The following is a 20,099-nucleotide window of genomic DNA, read 5'->3' as shown; positions in this document are numbered from 1 at the left end:
ATCTATTGAAAACCCTAATTTAATCATCGCTAATTTAATGCGAAGTCGGATCGTAAACGGTTGTTCGCGACATTACTGTGCTTGTTTTAGAAAATTGACGGCATTTTATTTATTTAGCGAATGGTAATGTAGTTTATCGATAATCTTATTAATCAAAAAAGGGGCTGGCGGTGAATAAAACATCGTATTATTATCGCCGCCACTTATAAGATGTAAGAAATTATTACAAAAAATGAAAAGATATTATTTTCTCCTTTTGCTTGCTGCAGTAATCGCTGGCTGTGGTGGTGGGGGCGGCGATTCCAAGCCGCGTAATTCGGGATCTTCAACTCAAACTACAAAACAAAGTCGACCTCAACTTAAAGTTGAAGACGCAATACTCACATTTGATGGCATTGGAAATGTCACAAATACGACAATGAGTAACGTACAAGGCACGATCACATACCAAGTTTTATCTTCAACCCCTTCTGATGTGGTTCAAATCGACGATGGTCAGTTACAAATCCTTCGTCCAGGTACGGCGTCAATTAAAGTAACGGACAGCAGCCCGACTTACGAAACGTCAGAGGCCACGTTTACGATGACCGTAGACAAAGGCACCAATGCCGATCTGGCTGCAAACGATGTCAGCCTTAACGCGTCAGAAACTGAAGGGCAATCTTTGGTTGTACGAGGGCAAAAAGGCTCTCTGAGCTATGCCGTAGAAAGTGGATCTGAACATTTGATTCAGGTTAATACCGATGGTCGAGTGTTTGCCATTGGGAAATCTGGAACGGCAAAAGTACGTGTTCGTGACTCGGGCGACGATTATTACCAAGCTCGCGATTTACTCGTCAATATTCACCTTTATCAAGTTGGTGCTGAGCAACTGCAATTTGCTCCTCTAACGGGTGAGTTCCGCGAAGGTCTGACGTTGGCACCAGTGAGACTGGATAGTACAGAGACCAAAAGCATTCGCTACGAGATCATCAATAGCCCCCCTGATGACAAAGTCGCTGAGGTATTGAATCCAGATACCGGTTTACTTTTGATTCAAAACACTGGGCAAGTAACGGTTGAAGCAACGGCAACGTACAGTGAAGGGTTTATTGAGCAGCAGCAAACGGCTCGATTTAACGTTGCAATTGACAAGGGAGCGCGACAAAACATCAGTGCTTCAAACATCTCGGCAAGTTATCAAGCGCTTGCTCCGTTGTACCCACAAGTTGAGGGTGCACTGGGAGATTACCATTTTGATGTGGTTTCAGGCCAAGACGTGGTGCGTGTTTCTGACGACGGCAACGCTTTGTTGATTCAAGGTGTTGGTCGTGCTGAGGTTGATGTGATTGAGGGCGATTTGCGTAATTTCCCTTCTACGAAAGCGCGTTTTCATATCGATATTACTGCAGCAGTACACCCTGTTATCAAAGACATTGATATGTCCTTTACCTATCAGAAAGGTCTATCGATTCCGTTCGTGTTTGCGGGGCAAAAGGGCGATATCAGACTGATTGGGGATTTACCAGAGGGGCTGAGCATGTCCTCAGATACGCTATATCTCGAAACGGCGGGTAACTACACGTTAACGTTCGAAGATGATGGCGGAGAGTTCTATCAGTCAACTCAGTTCAAAGTGAACCTTGATATCGCTAAAGCGCAAGGACAGCCGCTTGCGACTCGTGATTATGAGGAGGTCTACAGTAAGGATCACCAATTCAATCTGCTAAAAGATTTTGACGAGCTTAGCTCCGGTGATGTGATTGAGATGACCGACAATACACACCCAGACGTAGCAAACATGATTGCTAATGGGATTGTACATGTCTTCAAAGCGGGTGAAACCACACTGACTTTACGTCGTAAGGAAAGCGACAATTATAGTGCGGGTCCTGAGCATAAAGTGACTTTCAATATTTTAGGTGCCCCGAGCCGCATTCAAATTTCATCAGATGTTGAAGATAATTGGAATGCACTCAAACCTTTGGCAAGCAAACCGACTATTAGCGGAACGGTTGGGCAGGTGACTTACCAATTTGCAGATGGCTCACCGACCGATGTGGTGTCTCTAGGTAACGACACAGGGGAAATGCGCGTTCTTAATGCTGGCAGCACACGCATTGTGGTTTCTGACTCTGGTGATGATAAGTTCACGCCGGGTCAAGCAAGCTTCAATGTGACCATCAAGCCAATTGAAAGTCGAGCGACGGTCCAATACCCAAGTGCAACCTTTGGTTCAGATAAAACGCTAAAGCCAGTAGTCTCAGACAGCGATACCACCACCTCTTACCGTTTGATTAACCAAGCATTACCAACGGTAAAAATGGCATCGTCTGATACGGGAATACTAGATGTGCTTCATGCTGGCGATTACTCCTTGGAAGTCACGTTAACAAGCCGCAATTATCTGACAAAGACGATCACCGTTAATGGCTCGATTGCAAAGGCTGAACATCCGGGATTAATCGCGACTCGTCAAACTGTGGCATTTGAACCGTTTAAGCGTGTGGAGTTAGATATTGGTACGGCGATTGGTACGCGTAGCTATGAGTTTGCTACCTCTGTTAGTGAAGAAATTGCGACTCTGGATCGTGCGAATGGAAGCATCACCCTCACAGGTTATGAGTTTGGGCACTCGGTTCAACTGAACGTTTCTGAGGCGGAAACGCAAGACTATAAAGCGCTGGACAGTACATTGGTGACGGTTTTTCTTGATCTTGCCGAATCTGGTGACGCCGATAAATACACTCAACTAGATAGTGAACAAACGGTAGTGATTAGTACGTTAAGTGGCCCTGAGTTTGCCAATCTTCAAGAGAGTGAGTTTGGTGTCATGGGCGCTAGAAGTGTACGAGAGCCGACAGACACAGAGCTCGCGCTTTATGGCAAAGGCAAAGTCGTATTTTTAAACATGAAGCCAGTTGGTAATGATGATCCGGCTAAAACTCGTGGTCTGTGGATGCATGTTGCCCGTTTCGATGGTTGTCGTTCGCAACTCAGTGAGAATGACACGAAACCTTTCCTTGCTGTCGATTATTCAGATGCAGGATATTGCGAAAACGGTAGCAGCATTCGAATGACGCGTTTTCTGGTGATTAATGACCGACCGTTAGATGCAAATACGGCCTACGAATCGATGAGCCCTTTGATTCATTACCGCAAAGGTGCGCGAGAGTTCTTGGCAAGTGATGCGGGCGGCTTCTATGCTGAACCGGATACTATTTACGGTGAAGGGAAGTACGGTTACCCGAAATCACTTTATGAGTGGGCTGTCGTCAGCCTAAACTACCAAAAGAACTAAATACAAAAAGGAGTGCATCAGCACTCCTTTTTTGATTGAACATCGCGATGGTTTATTTAGTAAAGCGCATCACGCCTTCTTGAACTGCGGTAGCAACAAGATGGCCTTGTTGGTTGTAGATCTCACCACGAACCAAACCACGCGTATTGCTTGCTGTTGGGCTTTCGATGGCATACAGCAACCATTCATCCATCTTAAATGGACGGTGGAACCAGATAGAGTGGTCGATGGTTGCCACTTGGAAGTTTGGCGTCATCAGCGATACTTCATGCGGATGCAGTGCTGTGGTTAAAAAGCCCCAATCAGAAGCATAAGCCAATAGATATTGATGAATGAGCTGGTTGTCTGGCATCTCACCGTTGGCACGAATCCATAGATATTGCTTCGGTTCTGTCTTTTTAGGCTTGAGAGGATTGACGATGTTCACTGGGCGAGTCTCTATCGACTTCTCTCCACAGAATGTTTTGCGCAGCCTTTCTGGCAAAAACTCAGCAATGTGACTTGCGAGTTCCGATTCGGATGGAAAGTTCTCTGGCCCCGGAATGTCGGGCATTGCGTTTTGATGGTCAAACCCAGGCGTATCCCCATGGTATGAGGCAGTAAGGTAGAAAATAGGGCGACCGTTCTGAATCGCCTTCACGCGTCGAGTACTGAAGCTGCGGCCATCACGCAGGTTTTCAACATCGTAAATGATCGGCTTTTCAGGATCGCCAGGGTATAGGAAGTAACTGTGGAATGAATGCACGGTGCGTGCGTCTTCTACCGTGTAACGTGCTGCGGATAACGCTTGTCCAATAACCTGACCACCATAAACTTGAGGTAAACCTAGGTTCTCGCTTTGACCACGGAACAAGCCTTCTTCTAGTTTTTCGAGTTGTAGTAGGCTGAGCAATTCTCTTAATGGTTTACTCATGATGTCTCCTCACCTTGTTTTTATTACTGCTTCAATTATGAAACAAAATCAACTGTTTGGTAATTTCTAACTTAGTCAAACTATTGTCAAATGAATCCATTTAACGCAGACAGTTTAATATTCTCCCTCTATACTTAGCGCGAATCGATACACCCGTTGAGGAAACTATGAAAAAAACACTACTACTTGTTACTTCTTTACTATTCGGTGCTGCACTAGTGGGTTGCCAAACTTCTCAAACAACAGAAATGGAATCGGCTGAGGCGTCAATGAAGACAATTACAGGTACAGTGGCTTACCGCGAGCGTATTGCACTGCCTCCACACGCAGTAGTAACGGTAGCACTTGAAGATGTTTCTTTAGCGGATGCTCCTGCGAAAGTTTTAGCGAAACAAACGTTCGAAACAGAAGGTAAACAAGTGCCTTTAGCGTTTGAACTGAGCTACAACAGCAACGATATTAAACCTAACCATCGTTATAGCCTACGTGCTCGTATCGAAGTTGATGGTAAGCTGCGCTTTATTAATGATACTAGCATTCCAGTTATCACGGATGCAGAACAAACGCACGAAGCGAACATTCGCCTTGTTGGTACGCGTTAATCGCTACCTTCAAACAAAACGAATAAAAAATGGCAGCTTAAGGCTGCCATTTATATTTTCTAAGGGATACTTTTCCGACTTCAGACACTTCGATGCCTTCTGCTTCTAGCTTGCTCTTTTGTCGTTCAAGATCTCGGCCTTTTAACGAAATCTTTCCTTGGCTATTAATGACTCGGAACCAAGGTAATTTGCTGCCTTCTGGTAGGTTACCCAGCGCTTTACCGACGTGCCTTGCATAGCCCGGATAGCCTGCCATTTTGGCAATTTCACCGTAGGTCGACACTCGCCCTGTGGGAATTTGGTGAATTACAGCAAAGATTTGCATTAAAAATTGGTCCATACTGACAGTGTCCATTGTTGTTTACCAAGGAATGGTAATACACAAGACTTGTATTTCGCTATCAGTTCTTGCTCCTTAACATCACTTACTGCTCACAAAATAACACCGTTTACGTTCCCTTTTTTCTGAGCTGTACATTGATCTCAAAGAGTAGGTTAGCAATGCAAAAATAAGCTCAAGCTTAGCTTGAATCTAGACCCGTTCAATGACGTTATAACCGAAAGAGGTTGGCCGTTGAATTACCAAGTTGGTTGGGGAAGCCAGGAGGCGCTATGATTTTTTCGACACTTCAATTTCTTATTACGACTCTACTTGCTGTGGTGTGCGCGCGTGCCATTAGTTTAAGTGAGGGTGACATTCCTGTTATTGCTTTGATGATTCCTGCACTATGGATCTTGCCGCAAGGGGGCTTCGCTGGCCTAGTGTTACTGGGCGCGATGACTGTCTATGGTGTTACGTTGTCTATGCAGCCGATCGCTTTATCCATTGGTACCTTAGTGCTGTTTCCGTTGCTCATGGTGGTTTTTTCTCGACGCAGCTCACTGGGCGTGTTGCTCACCGCAGGTTTGATCGTATTGACACTTCAAGTTGGCATTATGGTAACGCAGCAAGCAGGTAAGTTAGATGGTTCACCATGGCTTACTGTTTTGCAGACTCTGTCCGTTGTGGTGATGTGGTGGGCCGCGAGAAGTTGGAGACCTTCCGAAAAACACAGCTGGTGGTCGTTGTTATTGTTGCTGCCATTGTGGATAGCTGGCCTACCTTATGCGGTACTTTTGGCATTAGGTATCACAGGTATTTTAGCGTCCATGGAAGCGCTGACTAAGATTAAAAATTCAATACGCTGGGGTAAATTACTGTGTTGGACGTTACCGACAGTAGGTTTTGCCGCTTTGGTAGTCAGTCCGAATATTGACGTGCCAAACCCTGTTTTCGTGGTTTGGATATGCTTACTTGGTACAGCATGGATGACAGACTACATCTTACGTAGTAGTGATGAGCAGGCCGAGTTATAAAATAGTTGTAAGCGCGCTGACTAAATAGTGACCCGTGCGGCAGACTCCTGATCTGATTATGAAATAATAGGCCGGATGTTATATGTTCGGCCTTTCATATTTATTGTGTATTTAAAAATAAAAATTCAATCTTAATCTCTATGGATATAGAGGCATTTTAGAAACGTTAGTCATGGTTAAAGTTGTTCAAAGGCTGTTGGTTTTTGCTTGTTTTTTACTGAGCCTGAGTCTCAAAGCAGAGCCCGTAACACCCTCTTATTATAAAGTTGCGACAGAAGCGGATGATGTCGTTACTCGAGTCCTGTTTGATGCAGTAGCAGAAAACTTTGATGTCTCGATCCAATACGTAAACTACTCCAGTTTCGATGCCATTCTTGATTCGGTAGCGACTGGTGAAAGTGATTTCGCCGCCAACATTACCTACACCGATGAGAGAGCAGCGCGGTTTAGCTATTCGCGTCCGACCAATATTGAATACACTTACCTCTATGGGGTGAGTGATACTAGTTTAAAAGACACCGCTGTTGTTGGTGTTCCCCAAGACACTATTTATCAAGACCTGATCAAACAAAACTATCCCGAAGTCATTCAGGTTCCCTATCAAGGGTATGAAGAAGCGTTGACGCTGCTACGAGCAAATCGAGTTGATGGCGTTGTTGATGCCATCAACCAACTCAAGCCTATGCTGCTTGAAGGCTTTGATGCCAAATTGCTCAACGATCTCATATCAATAAAGCCGGTATCAATCGTAAGTGCGAAAGGCACCCATCTGGACGAGCTTGATCGCTTTGCTGATTTCATTCATAGCGAATCGGTGCAAAAGCTATTACGAGAGCAAGTAGCACTGTACCAATTTGAATTGCGTCAGACCGCGTTACGAGAGTCGTTAAAACAGCTTCCTATCGATTTAAATGAGCCGTTTAGGATCAAACTGGAGTCTATTTTTCCCTACGTTGTCTATAACGAGGATGGCTCGGTAGAGGGTATGACGGCAGATGTTGTGCTTAAGAGCTGCGATATTCTGGATCTAAATTGCGTGATTGTTGGTCAACCAAGTGAAAGTTGGGAATCCATGTATCATCAATTTATTCGGGGGGAGTTTGATATGCTTGCTCCATTGACGATCAGTCGAGAAAGACGAGCATTCAGTTATTTTCCTCAGCCTCATTACTCTCCGACGTCCGTGATGGTTAAGCGTCTTGGCTACAAACCCAACGTTTATTCTCATGTCTCTCAGTTGATCTCCGAACGTATTGGCGTAGTGAAAGACGATTTCTTCGATCAAATTTTGACGCAAATGCTGCCGTTAAAAGAGCTTAATCGTTTTGATTCACAGCAAGCGATGCTCGAAGCACTGCTAGCAAGAGAGATTGATTACATCGCAATGGATACCGCGATGCTCAACCACTTCTTACGCTTGAGCGAACTTATCCCCATTGAGCAAGATGATGCGATTGGTGAATTCTACCAATCAGAGCTGTCGGTTGGGCTGGCGGCGAACGAGCGCGGAGCAATTCTTGCGCCGTATTTCAGTCGCGCGATTTCTATGCTCGATCTTGAGAAAATTGTCGCGCAATACGATTTAAGGCCAGATTGGCGAACTGCATTGGAATATGAAGTACGTTTGGCCACGCAAACTCAAGCAGTGTTTATCTTTGTGTTGGTGTTTGTACTTGGGGTGACATTGTATTTATATCGTCAGTCTAATACCGATAACTTAACCGGATTGAGAAATCGTCGCGCTCTGCATGTGAAGTACCGCCAAGGAGTACCAAAAGACTTAGCGATTCTTTATTTGGACATTAATCAGTTTAAGCAAATCAACGATACCTACGGACACCGAGCTGGTGATCGCGTACTGCAATTGCTGTCTCTCAAAGTACATCGAGTATGGGCGGGTAGGAGCTACCGAATCGGAGGGGATGAATTTATTTTGCTCGGATACCCAACCGAAGTTCAATTGCAAAGAGCAATGGAGGAGCTCAGTCAGTTGGATGTCAAAGATGAAGCTTTAAATGGACTGAGTGAAGTGACTATCTCTGTCGGGGTTTCAGCTAAACGTGAGCGTAGCGTGAGTTTGGAGCAAGCCATGCATTTGGCTGATGAGAACATGTACTCCAGTAAGCAGGCGTCGCGTGATTGTTGTGACGGAAATTCCTGTCCGGCGGGGACCTAATAGGCTGAATTGACCGAGTTTTGTGCAAACAGAAGTGAAATGGTTAAATTCGTCGCTTTAGCCCTTGCAATCTGAGAGGCGATACTGAATAATCCTCACATCATTTGAGACACGCTCTCAAAACAGAATTATGGGGCCCTGGTCCTCTCGCAACAATAGCTCGTGAACTCGGTCAGGTCCGGAAGGAAGCAGCCGCAGCGGGTGACTTGTGTGCCGGGATGTGGCTGGGGTCCCACCCTTTAAAAGCCTCGCTTATACAGCGAGGCTTTTTCGTTTCTGCTCTGTAAAATACTCTCTCAAACCTTTTCCCTTCCTCCCAACTGGCTATTCGTCTGGCTGGTGGCTTCTCATTACTCATAACCAAATTTGTATGCAGTATTCAGCCGTGTCTCTTGTGATTTCTCTTTTGTTTTGGAGTGAATAAATATGCTGATTGCATGGTTCGAACGGGATGTATTTCGACTAGCTAAATTTGGTCATTCTTTATTAGCAATTTTTCTATCTCCCCTTGCAAATCTTTTCGGATAGTTTGCATTTTTGTCACGCTTGTTAGCCACTCTTAATAAAACCATCGTGTAGAAAAATTACACTTTTCGGGAAAAATGAAGTGTTTTTTCAGTCTAATCGGGGTCTTATTCATGTTCATTTACACTTAATTGATCTTTTGTATGACAAAATAAAATTGAGATTGATTGGGGTCAAAGATTCGCCCGCATTCGCTGTCTGGCTATCTGAAAGTTAATTACAAGTATTCATCGGTTCGGGTAGGTTATTTTTACTCGCTGGCATAACACTGAATAGATTCTTGATAAATATTCAAAATGAAAATAAACGGTGCAACGGTGACTAGCGAGGCGATTTAACTCAATTCTATTCAGCGAATGCTTTTTATCAGTTTGAAATTGTACTGATGTCGCTTGAATGCTTTTTGGAGACCCCCATGACTAAAAAGTGGTTTACTGAGTCGGTTGAAGAAACACTGACTCAATTAAATGTATCAACTGAGCAAGGTTTGACTTCGGAAGAAGTAGAGCAGCGTCAGGCTGAACACGGCAAAAACGAGCTACAAGAGCAAGAAGGCAAATCTGCCCTTGAGCTATTCCTACACCAATTTAAGAACCCATTGATCTTCATTCTGGGTATTGGTGCGATTGTTTCCTTCTTTACTGGTCACCTTGTGGATGCGATTGCCATCACTGTGATCATCTTCATCAATGCCATCATCGCATTTTGGCAAGAGTTTAAAGCTCAGAAGGGCATGGAAGCGCTGCGCGAAATGGCAGCCCCAACGGCACAAGTTCGTCGTAATGGCGAATGGATTGATGTGTTGGCACGTGACATTGTGCCGGGTGACATTCTAAAGATTAATACGGGCGATATCCTTGCTGCGGACGTGCGCATCATTGAAGCAAACCGTCTTGCGGTAGATGAAGCCGCGCTTACTGGTGAGTCTGAGCCGGTTGATAAAATCGTTAAGGTGATTGAAGACGAAACCGTCGGCCTTGGTGATCAGCGTAATATGGGCTTTATGACCACGATTGTGACCACTGGTACAGGCTTGGGTGTGGTTGTCAGCACAGGCATGAAGACCGAAGTTGGCCACATCGCGGACATGATGGCAAACACTGAAGAAACCAAAACACCAATGCAAGAGCGTATGGATACCATCGCAAAAACCTTGATGGTTGCGGCTTTGGGTGTGGTGGCTGTGGTTTGTGGTATCGGTCTTTACCACGGTATGCCTTGGCTGGAGATCTTGAATACGGGTATTTCGCTGTCGGTAGCTGCGATTCCAGAAGGTCTGCCAACAGTTATCTCAATTGTGTTGACGATGGGCTCAACGCGCATGGTGAAGAACAACGCATTGGCGAAGCAGCTTTCTGCAATTGAGACGCTGGGTTCAACCACGGTTATCTGTTCAGATAAAACCGGTACGCTGACACAAAACCAAATGCAGGTAATGAAAGCGTACGACGCAAGTGGTCGTTACTGGGAAGTGTCAGGCAAAGGCTTTAGCCCTGAAGGTGAATTCAAACCTCTAGGCCACACGGTTGATGCAAAGCAAAGCCCAGAGATGATGAAAGGCTTAGTGGTTGCGACCCTGTGTAATGATGCGGAGTACATCAAAAATGGTGATAACTCGTCTGTGCGTGGTAACCCAACCGAAGGCGCATTGATTGTTGCAGCGGCAAAAGCGGGTCTGGAGCAATCAGACATGCTATCGACAGGCGGTTACTCTATCGTAGAGAAGTTCCCGTTTGATTCTGCACGTAAGATGGCGTCAGTGATTGTTAAAGGTCCGGATGGTAAGCACTTCCTTGCTATTAAAGGTGCGCCAGATGTGGTGTTACGCAATGCCTCTGGTTTTATGGTTGATGGTGGTGAGCTACCAACAGCTCCAACCATGTCGACAGGTAACCTTGCGTTAGCGGCAAGCCCAGCAGAAGAGGTGATTGCGAACTACGAAGCGGCAATTCAGGACTTTGCAGAGCAAGCGCTTCGCACTTTGGCAGTAGGTTATAAAGAGCTGACTGAAGATGATCTCAAGCGTGATCCTGCTGAGCTAGAGAAAGATGTGACCGTACTTGGTTTGTACGGAATCATGGACCCTCCACGTCCAGAAGTTCGCGACGCAGTAGAAAGCTGTTATAACGCAGGCGTTCGCACGGTGATGATCACCGGTGACCACGCACTTACTGCAGCGGCAATTGCACGTGAAATCGGCATTATCCGCAGTGAAAAAGACTTGGTCATTACGGGCGCACAACTGGATGAGATGGATGATGAAGCGCTACGTAAAATCTGTCCTGAAGTTGCCGTCTTTGCTCGTGTAACACCAGAACACAAACTGCGCATTGTTCAAGCTCAGCAACACAATAATGAAGTGGCAGCGATGACAGGTGACGGCGTGAACGATGCGCCAGCTCTTCGTCGTGCGGACATCGGTGTTGCAATGGGTATCACCGGTACATCGGTAGCGAAAGATTCGGGCGATTTGATTCTACTGGATGACAACTTCAGCACGATCGTTAAAGCCGTGCGCCAAGGTCGTCAGATCTTCGATAACTTGCGTAAGTTTATTCGCCAAGCCCTGACGGCAAACGTGGGTGAAGTATCGGTTATCTTGTTTGCTTTCTTGATGATGGGCCCAGAGGCGATTCTGCCACTTACGCCGCTAATGATTCTATGGATCAACCTAGTCTCAGATGGTCTGCCAGCGCTGGCATTGGGTGTAGAACCTGAAGAGAAAGATCTGATGGAGCGTAAGCCGCGTAAGCGGAACGAAAGCTTCTTCAGCGACCATCTGGGTACTCGTATTGTGACGCGTGGTTTGGCATTAGGCGGCATGAGCTACTTGGCGTTCAACTGGGCACTGAGCAGCGGTCAAAGCGCGCAGTATGCACAAACGATGGCGTTCGCAATGCTGATTTTTGCTCAGCTATGGCACTTGTTCGATTCGCGCAGTTTTAGTTCGCTATACCGCAAGAACCCGTTCACCAACAAATACCTCTTGGGCGCAGTAGCATTATCGGCAACGCTGTCCCTTGGTGTGATTTACACCGGTCTTGGTCAGCTGATCTTTAACACAGAGGCACTAAGTGCTGGTCACCTATTTGGTGTGATTCTTGTGTCTTCGCTGCCGACATTCATTTTGTCTGGCATTAAAGAGATGACGAAAACCAAAGTCGTTTAAGAATGGAGATGTCGATTCTTTCAGCATAGGGAAGCGACAGATGCCTAAAGCCCGCCGAGAGTGATAGCTTGGCGGGCTTTTCTTTTCTCTCAAGCAAGGCATCTCTTTAGCTGTGCGAAGGTTTACTCTATAATCCCCCCCGTTTTCATCTGGTACTTCACCAACTTTCATCTGGGATATTTTCATGATTTCAAAAAACCAACTAAAACTGCTGCGTGCTTTAGGTCAAAAGAAGCAGCGTAAAGCGCACGGCTTATTTCTGGTTCAAGGTGAAAAGAACGTACTGGAATTGGCGAACAGCTCACTCATGGTAAAGCAGATTTTTGCGACTGCTGAGTTTCTAGAGCAGCACAACCAAGAACTAAATGGCTTCGAGTGTATTGAAGCGTCACTAGATGACTTAACTAAAGCAAGTACGCTGGTGAGCAACAATGCAGCCATTGCTGTGGTTGAAATTCCAAACGTAACAGTGCCTCAGGCAAAAGGCTTGATGATCGCATTGGATGGCGTTTCTGATCCAGGCAACCTAGGTACGATCATTCGCGTAGCGGATTGGTACGGTATCAAGCACATCATCGCGAGCACAGATTGTGCCGACCCATACAATCCAAAAACCATCAGTGCAACCATGGGCAGCTTTGGTCGCGTGCAAGTGAGCCTAGTGGATTTACCAAGCTACCTAGAAGATGCAAACTTGCCAGTGTATGGCGCTTTCCTTGAGGGCGAGAGTGTGCACAAGACGGAATTCTCAGCAGAATGCATTTTGTTGATGGGCAGTGAATCTCACGGTGTACGTGAAGCGGCATCGAAGTTTGTGACCGACAAGGTTACCATTCCAGCGTTTGGCGGTGCAGAGTCTCTAAACGTGGCAATGGCGACAGGTATTATTCTGGACAACATGCGTCGTCAAAACAGCTAATCGCCTCAACGAATCATAGATACAAAAAAAGCGTAACGAGCCAGACTTTTTCAAGTTGAGGTTCATTACGCTTTTTTGTTTTAATGCGATTATTTTTCTAGCATGTCCAACTTGTTTGGCACGCAGTTCCACTTTTCCGCTTCATCCATTGCTGGCTTCACTTCAGTTTGTACCGGCCAGATTTCTGCAAGTTCTGCGTTGAGCTCTTTGTAGATCACTTGATCTTCTGGCAGCTCGTCTTCTTGGAAGATGGCGGCTGCGGCACATTCGTCCACGCACAAGCCACAGTCGATGCACTCAATCGGGTTGATTACCATAAAGTTTGGGCCTTCGTGGAAGGCATCAGCAGGGCATACCGCGACACAGTCAGTGTATTTACATTGGATACAGTTATCGGTTACGACAAACGCCATGATAATCAGCTCTTAAGTTAGTCAAAATTGAAGAATGGGGATAATACTCATCCCAAGGCAAAATTCAACATTCGCTACGTTAATTCCGCCGCGCAACTTGGATTTAGTATGACAGACAAATCAATTTCTCGTAAAATGCGCGCCATTGTGAGCTGACTGCTTTTTCACCCTCGATATTAACGAGGAGAAAATAGCAGTTCTGGCTAAGACACCTACCATAACGAGACATCACATGATTCGTATTAATGAAATTAAACTTCCTCTTGATCATGAGGAAGACGCGCTATTGGACGCGATTACTAAAAAGCTTGGCATTGCTGCTGAGAAAGTTATCTCTTTTAATGTCTTTAGACGCGGCTACGATGCTCGTAAGAAAACCAATATTCATCTTATCTACACGCTAGACATCATCGTTGAAGGTGATGAAGAAGCGTTGCTAGCGAAATTCGAAAAAGATCCGCACGTTCGCCAAACACCAGATATGGAATACAAATTTGTTGCGAAAGCACCAGAGAACCTAACAGAACGCCCAGTGGTGATCGGTTTTGGTCCTTGTGGTCTGTTTGCGGGTTTGGTTTTGGCTCAAATGGGTTTTAACCCAATCATCGTTGAGCGTGGTAAAGAAGTGCGTGAGCGTACTAAAGACACGTTCGGCTTTTGGCGTAAACGCACACTAAACCCAGAATCAAACGTACAGTTTGGTGAGGGCGGCGCAGGTACTTTCTCTGATGGTAAGCTTTACAGCCAAGTGAAAGATCCAAATTTCTACGGTCGTAAAGTGATCACTGAGTTTGTTGCAGCTGGCGCACCAGAAGAAATTCTATACGTAAGTAAGCCGCACATCGGTACCTTTAAACTGGTTACCATGATCGAGAAGATGCGCGCGAAAATCATCGAACTAGGTGGTGAGATCCACTTTAGCACTCGTGTTGACGATCTACATATGGAAGATGGTCAAATCACAGGCGTAACGCTATCAAACGGTGAGGAGATCAAATCTCGTCACGTTGTTCTGGCAGTTGGTCACAGTGCTCGTGATACTTTCGAAATGCTGCATGACCGTGGCGTTTACATGGAAGCGAAGCCATTCTCTGTTGGTTTCCGTATTGAACATAAACAAGCGATGATCGACGAAGCGCGTTTTGGTCCAAGTGCAGGTCACCCAATTCTTGGGGCAGCGGACTATAAACTGGTTCACCATTGTAAGAATGGTCGTACGGTTTATAGCTTCTGTATGTGTCCTGGCGGTACTGTTGTTGCTGCGACTTCTGAAGAAGGTCGTGTAGTAACAAACGGTATGAGCCAATATTCACGTGCAGAGCGTAACGCGAACAGCGCAATCGTAGTGGGCATTTCTCCAGAAGTTGACTACCCGGGTGATCCTCTGGCGGGTATCCGTTTCCAACGTGAACTAGAATCGGGCGCTTACACACTCGGCGGTGAGAACTACGACGCACCAGCACAGAAAATTGGTGACTTCCTGAAAGGTCGCGATCCAAGTGCATTGGGTGATGTTGAACCATCGTTTACACCTGGCATCAAACTGACAGATCTTTCTAAGGCGCTTCCACCGTTTGCAATCGAAGCGATTCGTGAAGCGATTCCAGCATTCGATCGTAAGATCAAAGGCTTTGCTTCTGAAGACGGCCTACTGACTGGTGTTGAGACGCGTACGTCTTCTCCAGTTTGCATCAAGCGTGGTAAAGACTTCCAAAGTATTAATCTGAAAGGTTTCTTCCCAGCGGGCGAAGGTGCAGGTTACGCGGGTGGTATTCTTTCTGCGGGTATTGATGGCATTAAAGTCGCCGAAGCGGTTGCTCGTGATATCGTTGAAACAATGCAAAATGCATAATTTCAGCAGATAATAATTTGTCGAAAGCCAGCCCAATTTGAGGCTGGCTTTTTTGTGCGTGATGCATAGCTAATTAACCTAACCCCTTTTTCTTTTCCGATTTTAAGCCTGTTTGTTTCCAGTTTGTTCCTTATTTCATCGCATTCTGTCAGATCTTTCCGTGCGGGTGGCGTACAACATAAATATGCAACTGATCTTTCATTGCTCTATCTTATGAATCTATTGTGACTGTGATTAATAGACAACGCCTATAAATAAAATTGCCATTTTCCATTTAGTAAAATCAAGAAATTAGACGACACTTATCTTAAAGGCAGCAAAAATGTGCCGCTAAGGAGATAAGAATGCACTCACTAAAAGTAAAAGATTACATGACGTTGCAAGCGGTGACTTTCACCAAAAACATGTCGCTCACAGCGGCTTTGGATAAGGTGATGCAAAGTGTTACTCTAGGTGGTCCCGTTATCGACGAAAACGAGAAAGTCATTGGATTCCTTTCTGAACAAGACCTTTTAGACAAACTCGTTAAAGCCAGTTACCACTGTCAGGATACCCACACAGTAGAAGAGTGCATGCACGAAGATGCACTGTCTGTGTCACCAGAAATGTCCATCATCGAACTAGCAGATATGATGAAGGTGGGGAAACCGAAAATGTACCCAGTGGTGGATGATAAAGATAAGCTTGTCGGTGTAATTACTCGCCGTGATGTATTGAGGGCTATCGGGAAGACGCTAAACGAATGTTTCAAACATCCTGTTTAAAGCCAAAATAATAAAAGTTCAGACAAAAGACGCCTCGGCGTCTTTTTGTCGTTGAGGAAGAATATGTCCACGCAAGACGCGAAGTTTGTCCAAGGTTCTACCATGCGCCACATCTTAGTGATGTCTGGCGCAGGTTCAGTTGGTTTGATGGCGTTGTTCGTCGTCGATTTACTCGATATGTTGTTTATCAGTATGTTGGGGCAAGTTGAATTAGCGGCTGCCGTTGGTTTTGCTGGGACATTGATCTTTTTCTCAACGTCAGCTTCGATTGGCACGTCAATCGCGATGGGAGCACTGGTCTCCAAGTCTATTGGTGCAAAGGACTTTGACCGAGCGAGGTTGATGAGCGGCAGTATCATGCTCACAGCCTTTATGATCAGCTTGGTTATCACTATTGGCATGTACATGCACATTCCCGAGCTCTTGGCTGCGATTGGTGCAGAGGGCGTTGCCGCTGAAAGAGCCGAAGCTTACCTTAATATTCTACTTCCAAGTGCTCCTATTCTCGCCTTAGGCATGTCAGCAGGCGCAGGTTTGCGTGCGGCGGGAGATGCTAAACGTTCCATGTGGGCCACCTTAGCGGGAGGCATTGTTAACGCTATTCTTGATCCTCTGTTTATTTTTGTCTTCAAATGGAATGTTGAAGGGGCTGCAGCTGCGTCGGTTATTGCTCGATTTACCGTATTGGCTTTCTCGCTCTATCCATTAGTGAAAGTGCACAAGCTGGTTTCATTCCCGGATTACAGCATCCTCAAAAACAACCTTAAGCCAATTCTAGCCATTGCTGTGCCCGCTATCATTACTAATACCGCAACCCCTATTGGGAACGCTATTGTAACGACGCACATTGCGCATTTTGGGGAAGACTTTGTGGCTGGTTTTGCCGTTATTGGACGTTTGACGCCAGTCTGTTTTGCTGTGATTTTTGCTTTATCAGGTGCGGTAGGGCCGATTATTGGACAAAACTTTGGTGCAGAGCGAATGGATCGCGTGAAAAAAACGCTGACGGACTCGTTGTTAGTCACCACGATTTATACACTTTCGGTGTGCGTTGTACTGTATCTATTGCAAGACTACATTGTTGCGATGTTTAGCCTTACTGGTGATGCTGCAATCATTGTAGTGGCCTTCTGCACTTATGTGGCAATCAGCTTTGTGTTCAATGGCACTCTGTTTGTGGCAAATACCTCGTTTAACAACCTTGGTAAGCCACTTTACTCGACAGCATTGAATTTAGGTAAAGCGACGATTGGTACCTTACCTTTTGTGTACTTTGGGGCGCAATGGTATGGCGCGCTTGGTGTGCTCTATGGACAAGCGGTCGGTACCATCGTGTTCGGCTTGCTGGCATTGGTTGTGCTAAATAAACACATTAAAGATCTGATGCAAAACTTTGGCGAAGACTTGGTGGAAGACGACCCTGCGATAACGTGCGTAAATACTCAGCCTTTCTGTTCTCACGATGCGGTTTTGATCGATGAAGTCGTCGCCACCTTAGAAGAAGAAAAAGCGTAAATTTTAATAATTTCACATAAACACTCTTGACCTTGGAGTAAGCTCCAAGGTTTATTCTTTACGGTAGATAAAGACTTATCACCAATAAGGAAAGTGAATTATGTGTAATAAACATCAAGGTTGCCAATCAGGCAAAATCAAATCTGCGGTGGCAATAGGTGCTACGGAGTCTTGTTCCGCACCAACAAAACCAACCTTAAATATCACTCAAGCCAGTGTTATGGCTTCAGAAGAGTCATGTTGCAGCAGCAGTGGTGGTTGTAGTAATGACCCTGCTGATGAAGAAGGCCCTGCCGAACCCATAGAAACCTCCATTCGCCATAGCTGGTTGGTGTCTGGCATGGATTGCCCTGCCTGTGCCCAAAAGCTTGAAAAAGCCGTTTCTTCTATAGACGGTGTACTCAAGGCCAAAGTCTTGTTTGCGACGGAAAAGCTGGTGGTTGATTTTGACAATCGCGCTCTTGCGCCTGTGATTGAACAAATCTCACAACAAACAGGATTCCCACTGTCTTCGACCGATGCTCCAAAGCCAAAAGCTGAGAAGAAGGGTTGGTTAGGTATCATCAAAGACAATGCTCAGATACTTTCTATTGCAGGTGCGATGGCATTTGCCGGTCTTATTTCGGACGTTAATCCGATGCTGAGCACGTGGTTGTTTACCTTGACCTGTTTGTTGGGTCTATACCCAGTGGCAATGAAAGCTTTCAAACTCGCACGCAGTGGTACGCCCTTTGCTATCGAGACGCTCATGAGTGTGGCGGCTTTAGGTGCGCTGTATCTTGGTGAAACCGCAGAAGCTGCGATGGTGCTATTGCTTTTCCTTATTGGTGAAAAGTTAGAAGCATATGCATCCTCCCGTGCTCGTAGCGGTGTTCAGGCTCTGATGGATTTGGTGCCAGAAAACACGACTTTGATTGTGAACGGAGAGCGTAAAGAAGTCCCTGCTTCTCAGCTTCAGCCGGGTGACGTGATTGAAGTGGCACCTGGTGGTCGTATGCCTGCTGACGGTGTTCTTATCAATCAAGCCGCAAGCTTTGATGAAAGTGCTCTTACCGGTGAATCGCTGCCTGTTGAACACATTGAAGGTGGGAAAATCATGGCTGGCGCTGTGGTTGTCGACAAAGTCGTGCAAATTCAAGTGACGTCTCGCCAAGGTGAAAACGCGATTGACCGAATTCTTCATTTGATCGAAGAAGCGGAATCACGCAAAGCTCCACTAGAACGCTTCTTAGATAAGTTCAGCCGTTGGTACACTCCTTTGATGATGTTGGTGTCGCTACTTGTCATTATCACACCACCATTGCTGTTTGCTCAGCCTTGGGAAACATGGGTATACCGAGGCTTAGCGTTACTATTGATTGCTTGTCCATGTGCGTTAGTTATCTCGACACCTGCGGCGATTACTTCTGGTTTAGCAGCGGCAGCAAAACGAGGCGCCCTCATCAAAGGTGGTGCAGCATTGGAACTGTTGGGACGTGTTGAGTCCGTTGCGTTCGACAAAACAGGTACATTGACACAAGGTAAACCTCAAGTGACCGATGTGGTTGCGATAGGTGTGACTGATGAGCAGCTATTGAGCCTAACAGCATCGATTGAAATCGGTTCAAGCCATCCGCTAGCGATTTCACTGGTGAACAAAGCTCAAGACCAAGGCGTGATGATTCCGGAAGCCACAGACAAAACTGCGCAGGTAGGTTCTGGTGTGACTGGCTTAGTCGATGGCAAAGTGGTTCAAGTGATTGCACCTTCTAAAGCCGAATTCAAGTTGAATAAAGAAGTCGAAGATCGTGTACTTGAGCTTGAAGGGCAGGGTAAAACAGTGGTTGTTGCTCGCCATGACTCTCAAGTTATTGGTCTGATTGCGTGGCAAGATACGTTACGTCAAGATGCTCAGCAAGCGGTTGCGGCTTTGAAACAACTGGGTATTTCATCTGTGATGCTAACCGGTGATAACCCACGCAGTGCTGAAGCGATTGCGAACCAAATTGGTCTCGATTACAAGGCGAGTTTACTGCCTGCCGACAAAGTCCATTATGTCGAAGAAATTTCTGCGCAGCACACGGTTGCAATGGTTGGTGACGGTATTAATGATGCCCCAGCAATGAAAGCATCCAGCATTGGTATTGCCATGGGAGGCGGTACAGACGTTGCCTTAGAGACTGCAGATGCTGCGCTGACTCACAACCGCTTGGTGGAACTGCCAGCCATGATTGAGCTATCACGCGCAACATTAAATAACATTCGTCAGAACGTTACTTTGGCTTTGGGTTTAAAAGGGGTGTTCTTAGTGACTAGTTTGTTAGGTATTACAGGCCTATGGGTTGCGGTACTTGCTGACAGTGGTGCTACGGCCTTGGTGACTCTAAATGCTTTGAGATTGCTTCGATTCGAGTCCAAACAAGTAAAGTAATTTCACGATCTAATCGATTAATTATTAGCCCGAGGTGGATTCGCCTCGGGCTTTTGTAATCGTATGATTGAAATCATTTTCCTGAATGATTTGATTGAAGAGTCACTGTTTATTATGCAACACAATAGCTTTATGGCTTTCAAAGTGTGATCAAAACCGTTTTTATTTGAAAGTGTAAGTTTATTACATTGTTTCATTGTGATTA

Annotated in this window: 13 protein-coding genes and 1 other RNA gene; 11 read left to right on the top strand and 3 right to left on the bottom strand. The window is 45.8% G+C overall.

Annotated features, from left to right (window positions below):
- Window positions 1-232 precede the first annotated feature (232 nt).
- Window positions 233-3,280 (top strand): hypothetical protein, encoded by a 3,048-nt coding sequence (locus ITG12_RS06230; RefSeq protein WP_038875859.1) that lies wholly within the window; start codon window positions 233-235, stop codon window positions 3,278-3,280.
- 52 nt (window positions 3,281-3,332) lie between these two features.
- Here ITG12_RS06230 and tesB read toward each other — a convergent pair whose 3' ends face one another.
- Entirely contained in the window at window positions 3,333-4,193 is an 861-nt protein-coding gene (gene tesB, locus ITG12_RS06225; RefSeq protein ID WP_038866625.1) for an acyl-CoA thioesterase II, read from the bottom strand.
- 167 nt (window positions 4,194-4,360) lie between these two features.
- On the opposite strand from tesB, the gene ITG12_RS06220 reads away from it, so the two are divergent.
- The gene (locus ITG12_RS06220; RefSeq protein ID WP_038875861.1) at window positions 4,361-4,795 is read left to right on the top strand and encodes a YbaY family lipoprotein; all 435 of its coding nucleotides are present in this window, start codon (window positions 4,361-4,363) and stop codon (window positions 4,793-4,795) included.
- A gap of 37 nt (window positions 4,796-4,832) precedes the next feature.
- On the opposite strand, the gene ITG12_RS06215 is transcribed toward ITG12_RS06220, so the two are convergent.
- Window positions 4,833-5,135, bottom strand: coding sequence for a DNA base-flipping protein (locus ITG12_RS06215; RefSeq protein WP_038876030.1), 303 nt, complete (start codon window positions 5,133-5,135; stop codon window positions 4,833-4,835).
- 272 nt (window positions 5,136-5,407) lie between these two features.
- Here ITG12_RS06215 and ITG12_RS06210 point away from each other — a divergent pair, with 272 nt between their 5' ends.
- The 5 genes from ITG12_RS06210 (at window position 5,408) to ITG12_RS06190 (ending at window position 12,940) form a co-directional block, all read left to right on the top strand.
- Window positions 5,408-6,151 carry a hypothetical protein gene (locus ITG12_RS06210; protein WP_038875864.1) on the top strand — a complete coding sequence of 248 codons (744 nt, stop codon included), beginning with the start codon at window positions 5,408-5,410 and terminating at the stop codon, window positions 6,149-6,151.
- Between the two features lie 172 nt (window positions 6,152-6,323).
- Window positions 6,324-8,327, top strand: a complete 2,004-nt coding sequence (locus ITG12_RS06205) for a GGDEF domain-containing protein (protein WP_038875866.1) — start codon at window positions 6,324-6,326, stop codon at window positions 8,325-8,327.
- A gap of 136 nt (window positions 8,328-8,463) precedes the next feature.
- An RNA gene (gene ffs / locus ITG12_RS06200) (signal recognition particle sRNA small type) lies at window positions 8,464-8,560 on the top strand.
- A gap of 707 nt (window positions 8,561-9,267) precedes the next feature.
- Window positions 9,268-12,021, top strand: coding sequence for a cation-transporting P-type ATPase (locus ITG12_RS06195; protein ID WP_248873850.1), 2,754 nt, complete (start codon window positions 9,268-9,270; stop codon window positions 12,019-12,021).
- 184 nt (window positions 12,022-12,205) lie between these two features.
- Entirely contained in the window at window positions 12,206-12,940 is a 735-nt protein-coding gene (locus ITG12_RS06190; protein ID WP_248873849.1) for an RNA methyltransferase, read from the top strand.
- An 89-nt stretch (window positions 12,941-13,029) separates the two neighbouring features.
- On the opposite strand, the gene ITG12_RS06185 is transcribed toward ITG12_RS06190, so the two are convergent.
- Entirely contained in the window at window positions 13,030-13,353 is a 324-nt protein-coding gene (locus tag ITG12_RS06185) for a ferredoxin family protein (RefSeq protein WP_110416353.1), read from the bottom strand.
- A gap of 232 nt (window positions 13,354-13,585) precedes the next feature.
- Between ITG12_RS06185 and ITG12_RS06180 the strand changes: the two genes are divergently transcribed.
- From ITG12_RS06180 to ITG12_RS06165, 4 genes are all read left to right on the top strand, one after another.
- On the top strand, window positions 13,586-15,205 hold the full coding sequence (locus ITG12_RS06180) for an NAD(P)/FAD-dependent oxidoreductase (protein ID WP_248873848.1): 1,620 nt from the start codon (window positions 13,586-13,588) through the stop codon (window positions 15,203-15,205).
- 344 nt (window positions 15,206-15,549) lie between these two features.
- Window positions 15,550-15,969, top strand: coding sequence for a CBS domain-containing protein (locus tag ITG12_RS06175; RefSeq protein ID WP_038866642.1), 420 nt, complete (start codon window positions 15,550-15,552; stop codon window positions 15,967-15,969).
- Window positions 15,970-16,032: 63 nt separating this feature from the next.
- The gene (locus tag ITG12_RS06170; RefSeq protein WP_248873847.1) at window positions 16,033-17,484 is read left to right on the top strand and encodes an MATE family efflux transporter; all 1,452 of its coding nucleotides are present in this window, start codon (window positions 16,033-16,035) and stop codon (window positions 17,482-17,484) included.
- A gap of 100 nt (window positions 17,485-17,584) precedes the next feature.
- Complete coding sequence (locus ITG12_RS06165) at window positions 17,585-19,894, top strand: zinc/cadmium/mercury/lead-transporting ATPase (protein ID WP_248873846.1); 2,310 nt, start codon at window positions 17,585-17,587, stop codon at window positions 19,892-19,894.
- Window positions 19,895-20,099: the final 205 nt, after the last annotated feature.

The organism is Vibrio sp. ED002, from assembly GCF_023277445.1.
GTDB lineage: Bacteria > Pseudomonadota > Gammaproteobacteria > Enterobacterales > Vibrionaceae > Vibrio > Vibrio jasicida.
The sequence above is the reverse complement of the archived record's forward strand: the minus strand, read 5'-3'. Positions and strand labels throughout refer to the sequence as shown.

Coding starts and splice junctions, on each gene's coding strand:
- ITG12_RS06230 (WP_038875859.1), top strand. CDS start 233: ATGAAAAGATATTATTTTCTCCTTTTGCTTGCTGCAGTAATCGCTGGC.
- tesB (WP_038866625.1), bottom strand. CDS start 4,193: ATGAGTAAACCATTAAGAGAATTGCTCAGCCTACTACAACTCGAAAAA.
- ITG12_RS06220 (WP_038875861.1), top strand. CDS start 4,361: ATGAAAAAAACACTACTACTTGTTACTTCTTTACTATTCGGTGCTGCA.
- ITG12_RS06215 (WP_038876030.1), bottom strand. CDS start 5,135: ATGGACCAATTTTTAATGCAAATCTTTGCTGTAATTCACCAAATTCCC.
- ITG12_RS06210 (WP_038875864.1), top strand. CDS start 5,408: ATGATTTTTTCGACACTTCAATTTCTTATTACGACTCTACTTGCTGTG.
- ITG12_RS06205 (WP_038875866.1), top strand. CDS start 6,324: ATGGTTAAAGTTGTTCAAAGGCTGTTGGTTTTTGCTTGTTTTTTACTG.
- ITG12_RS06195 (WP_248873850.1), top strand. CDS start 9,268: ATGACTAAAAAGTGGTTTACTGAGTCGGTTGAAGAAACACTGACTCAA.
- ITG12_RS06190 (WP_248873849.1), top strand. CDS start 12,206: ATGATTTCAAAAAACCAACTAAAACTGCTGCGTGCTTTAGGTCAAAAG.
- ITG12_RS06185 (WP_110416353.1), bottom strand. CDS start 13,353: ATGGCGTTTGTCGTAACCGATAACTGTATCCAATGTAAATACACTGAC.
- ITG12_RS06180 (WP_248873848.1), top strand. CDS start 13,586: ATGATTCGTATTAATGAAATTAAACTTCCTCTTGATCATGAGGAAGAC.
- ITG12_RS06175 (WP_038866642.1), top strand. CDS start 15,550: ATGCACTCACTAAAAGTAAAAGATTACATGACGTTGCAAGCGGTGACT.
- ITG12_RS06170 (WP_248873847.1), top strand. CDS start 16,033: ATGTCCACGCAAGACGCGAAGTTTGTCCAAGGTTCTACCATGCGCCAC.
- ITG12_RS06165 (WP_248873846.1), top strand. CDS start 17,585: ATGTGTAATAAACATCAAGGTTGCCAATCAGGCAAAATCAAATCTGCG.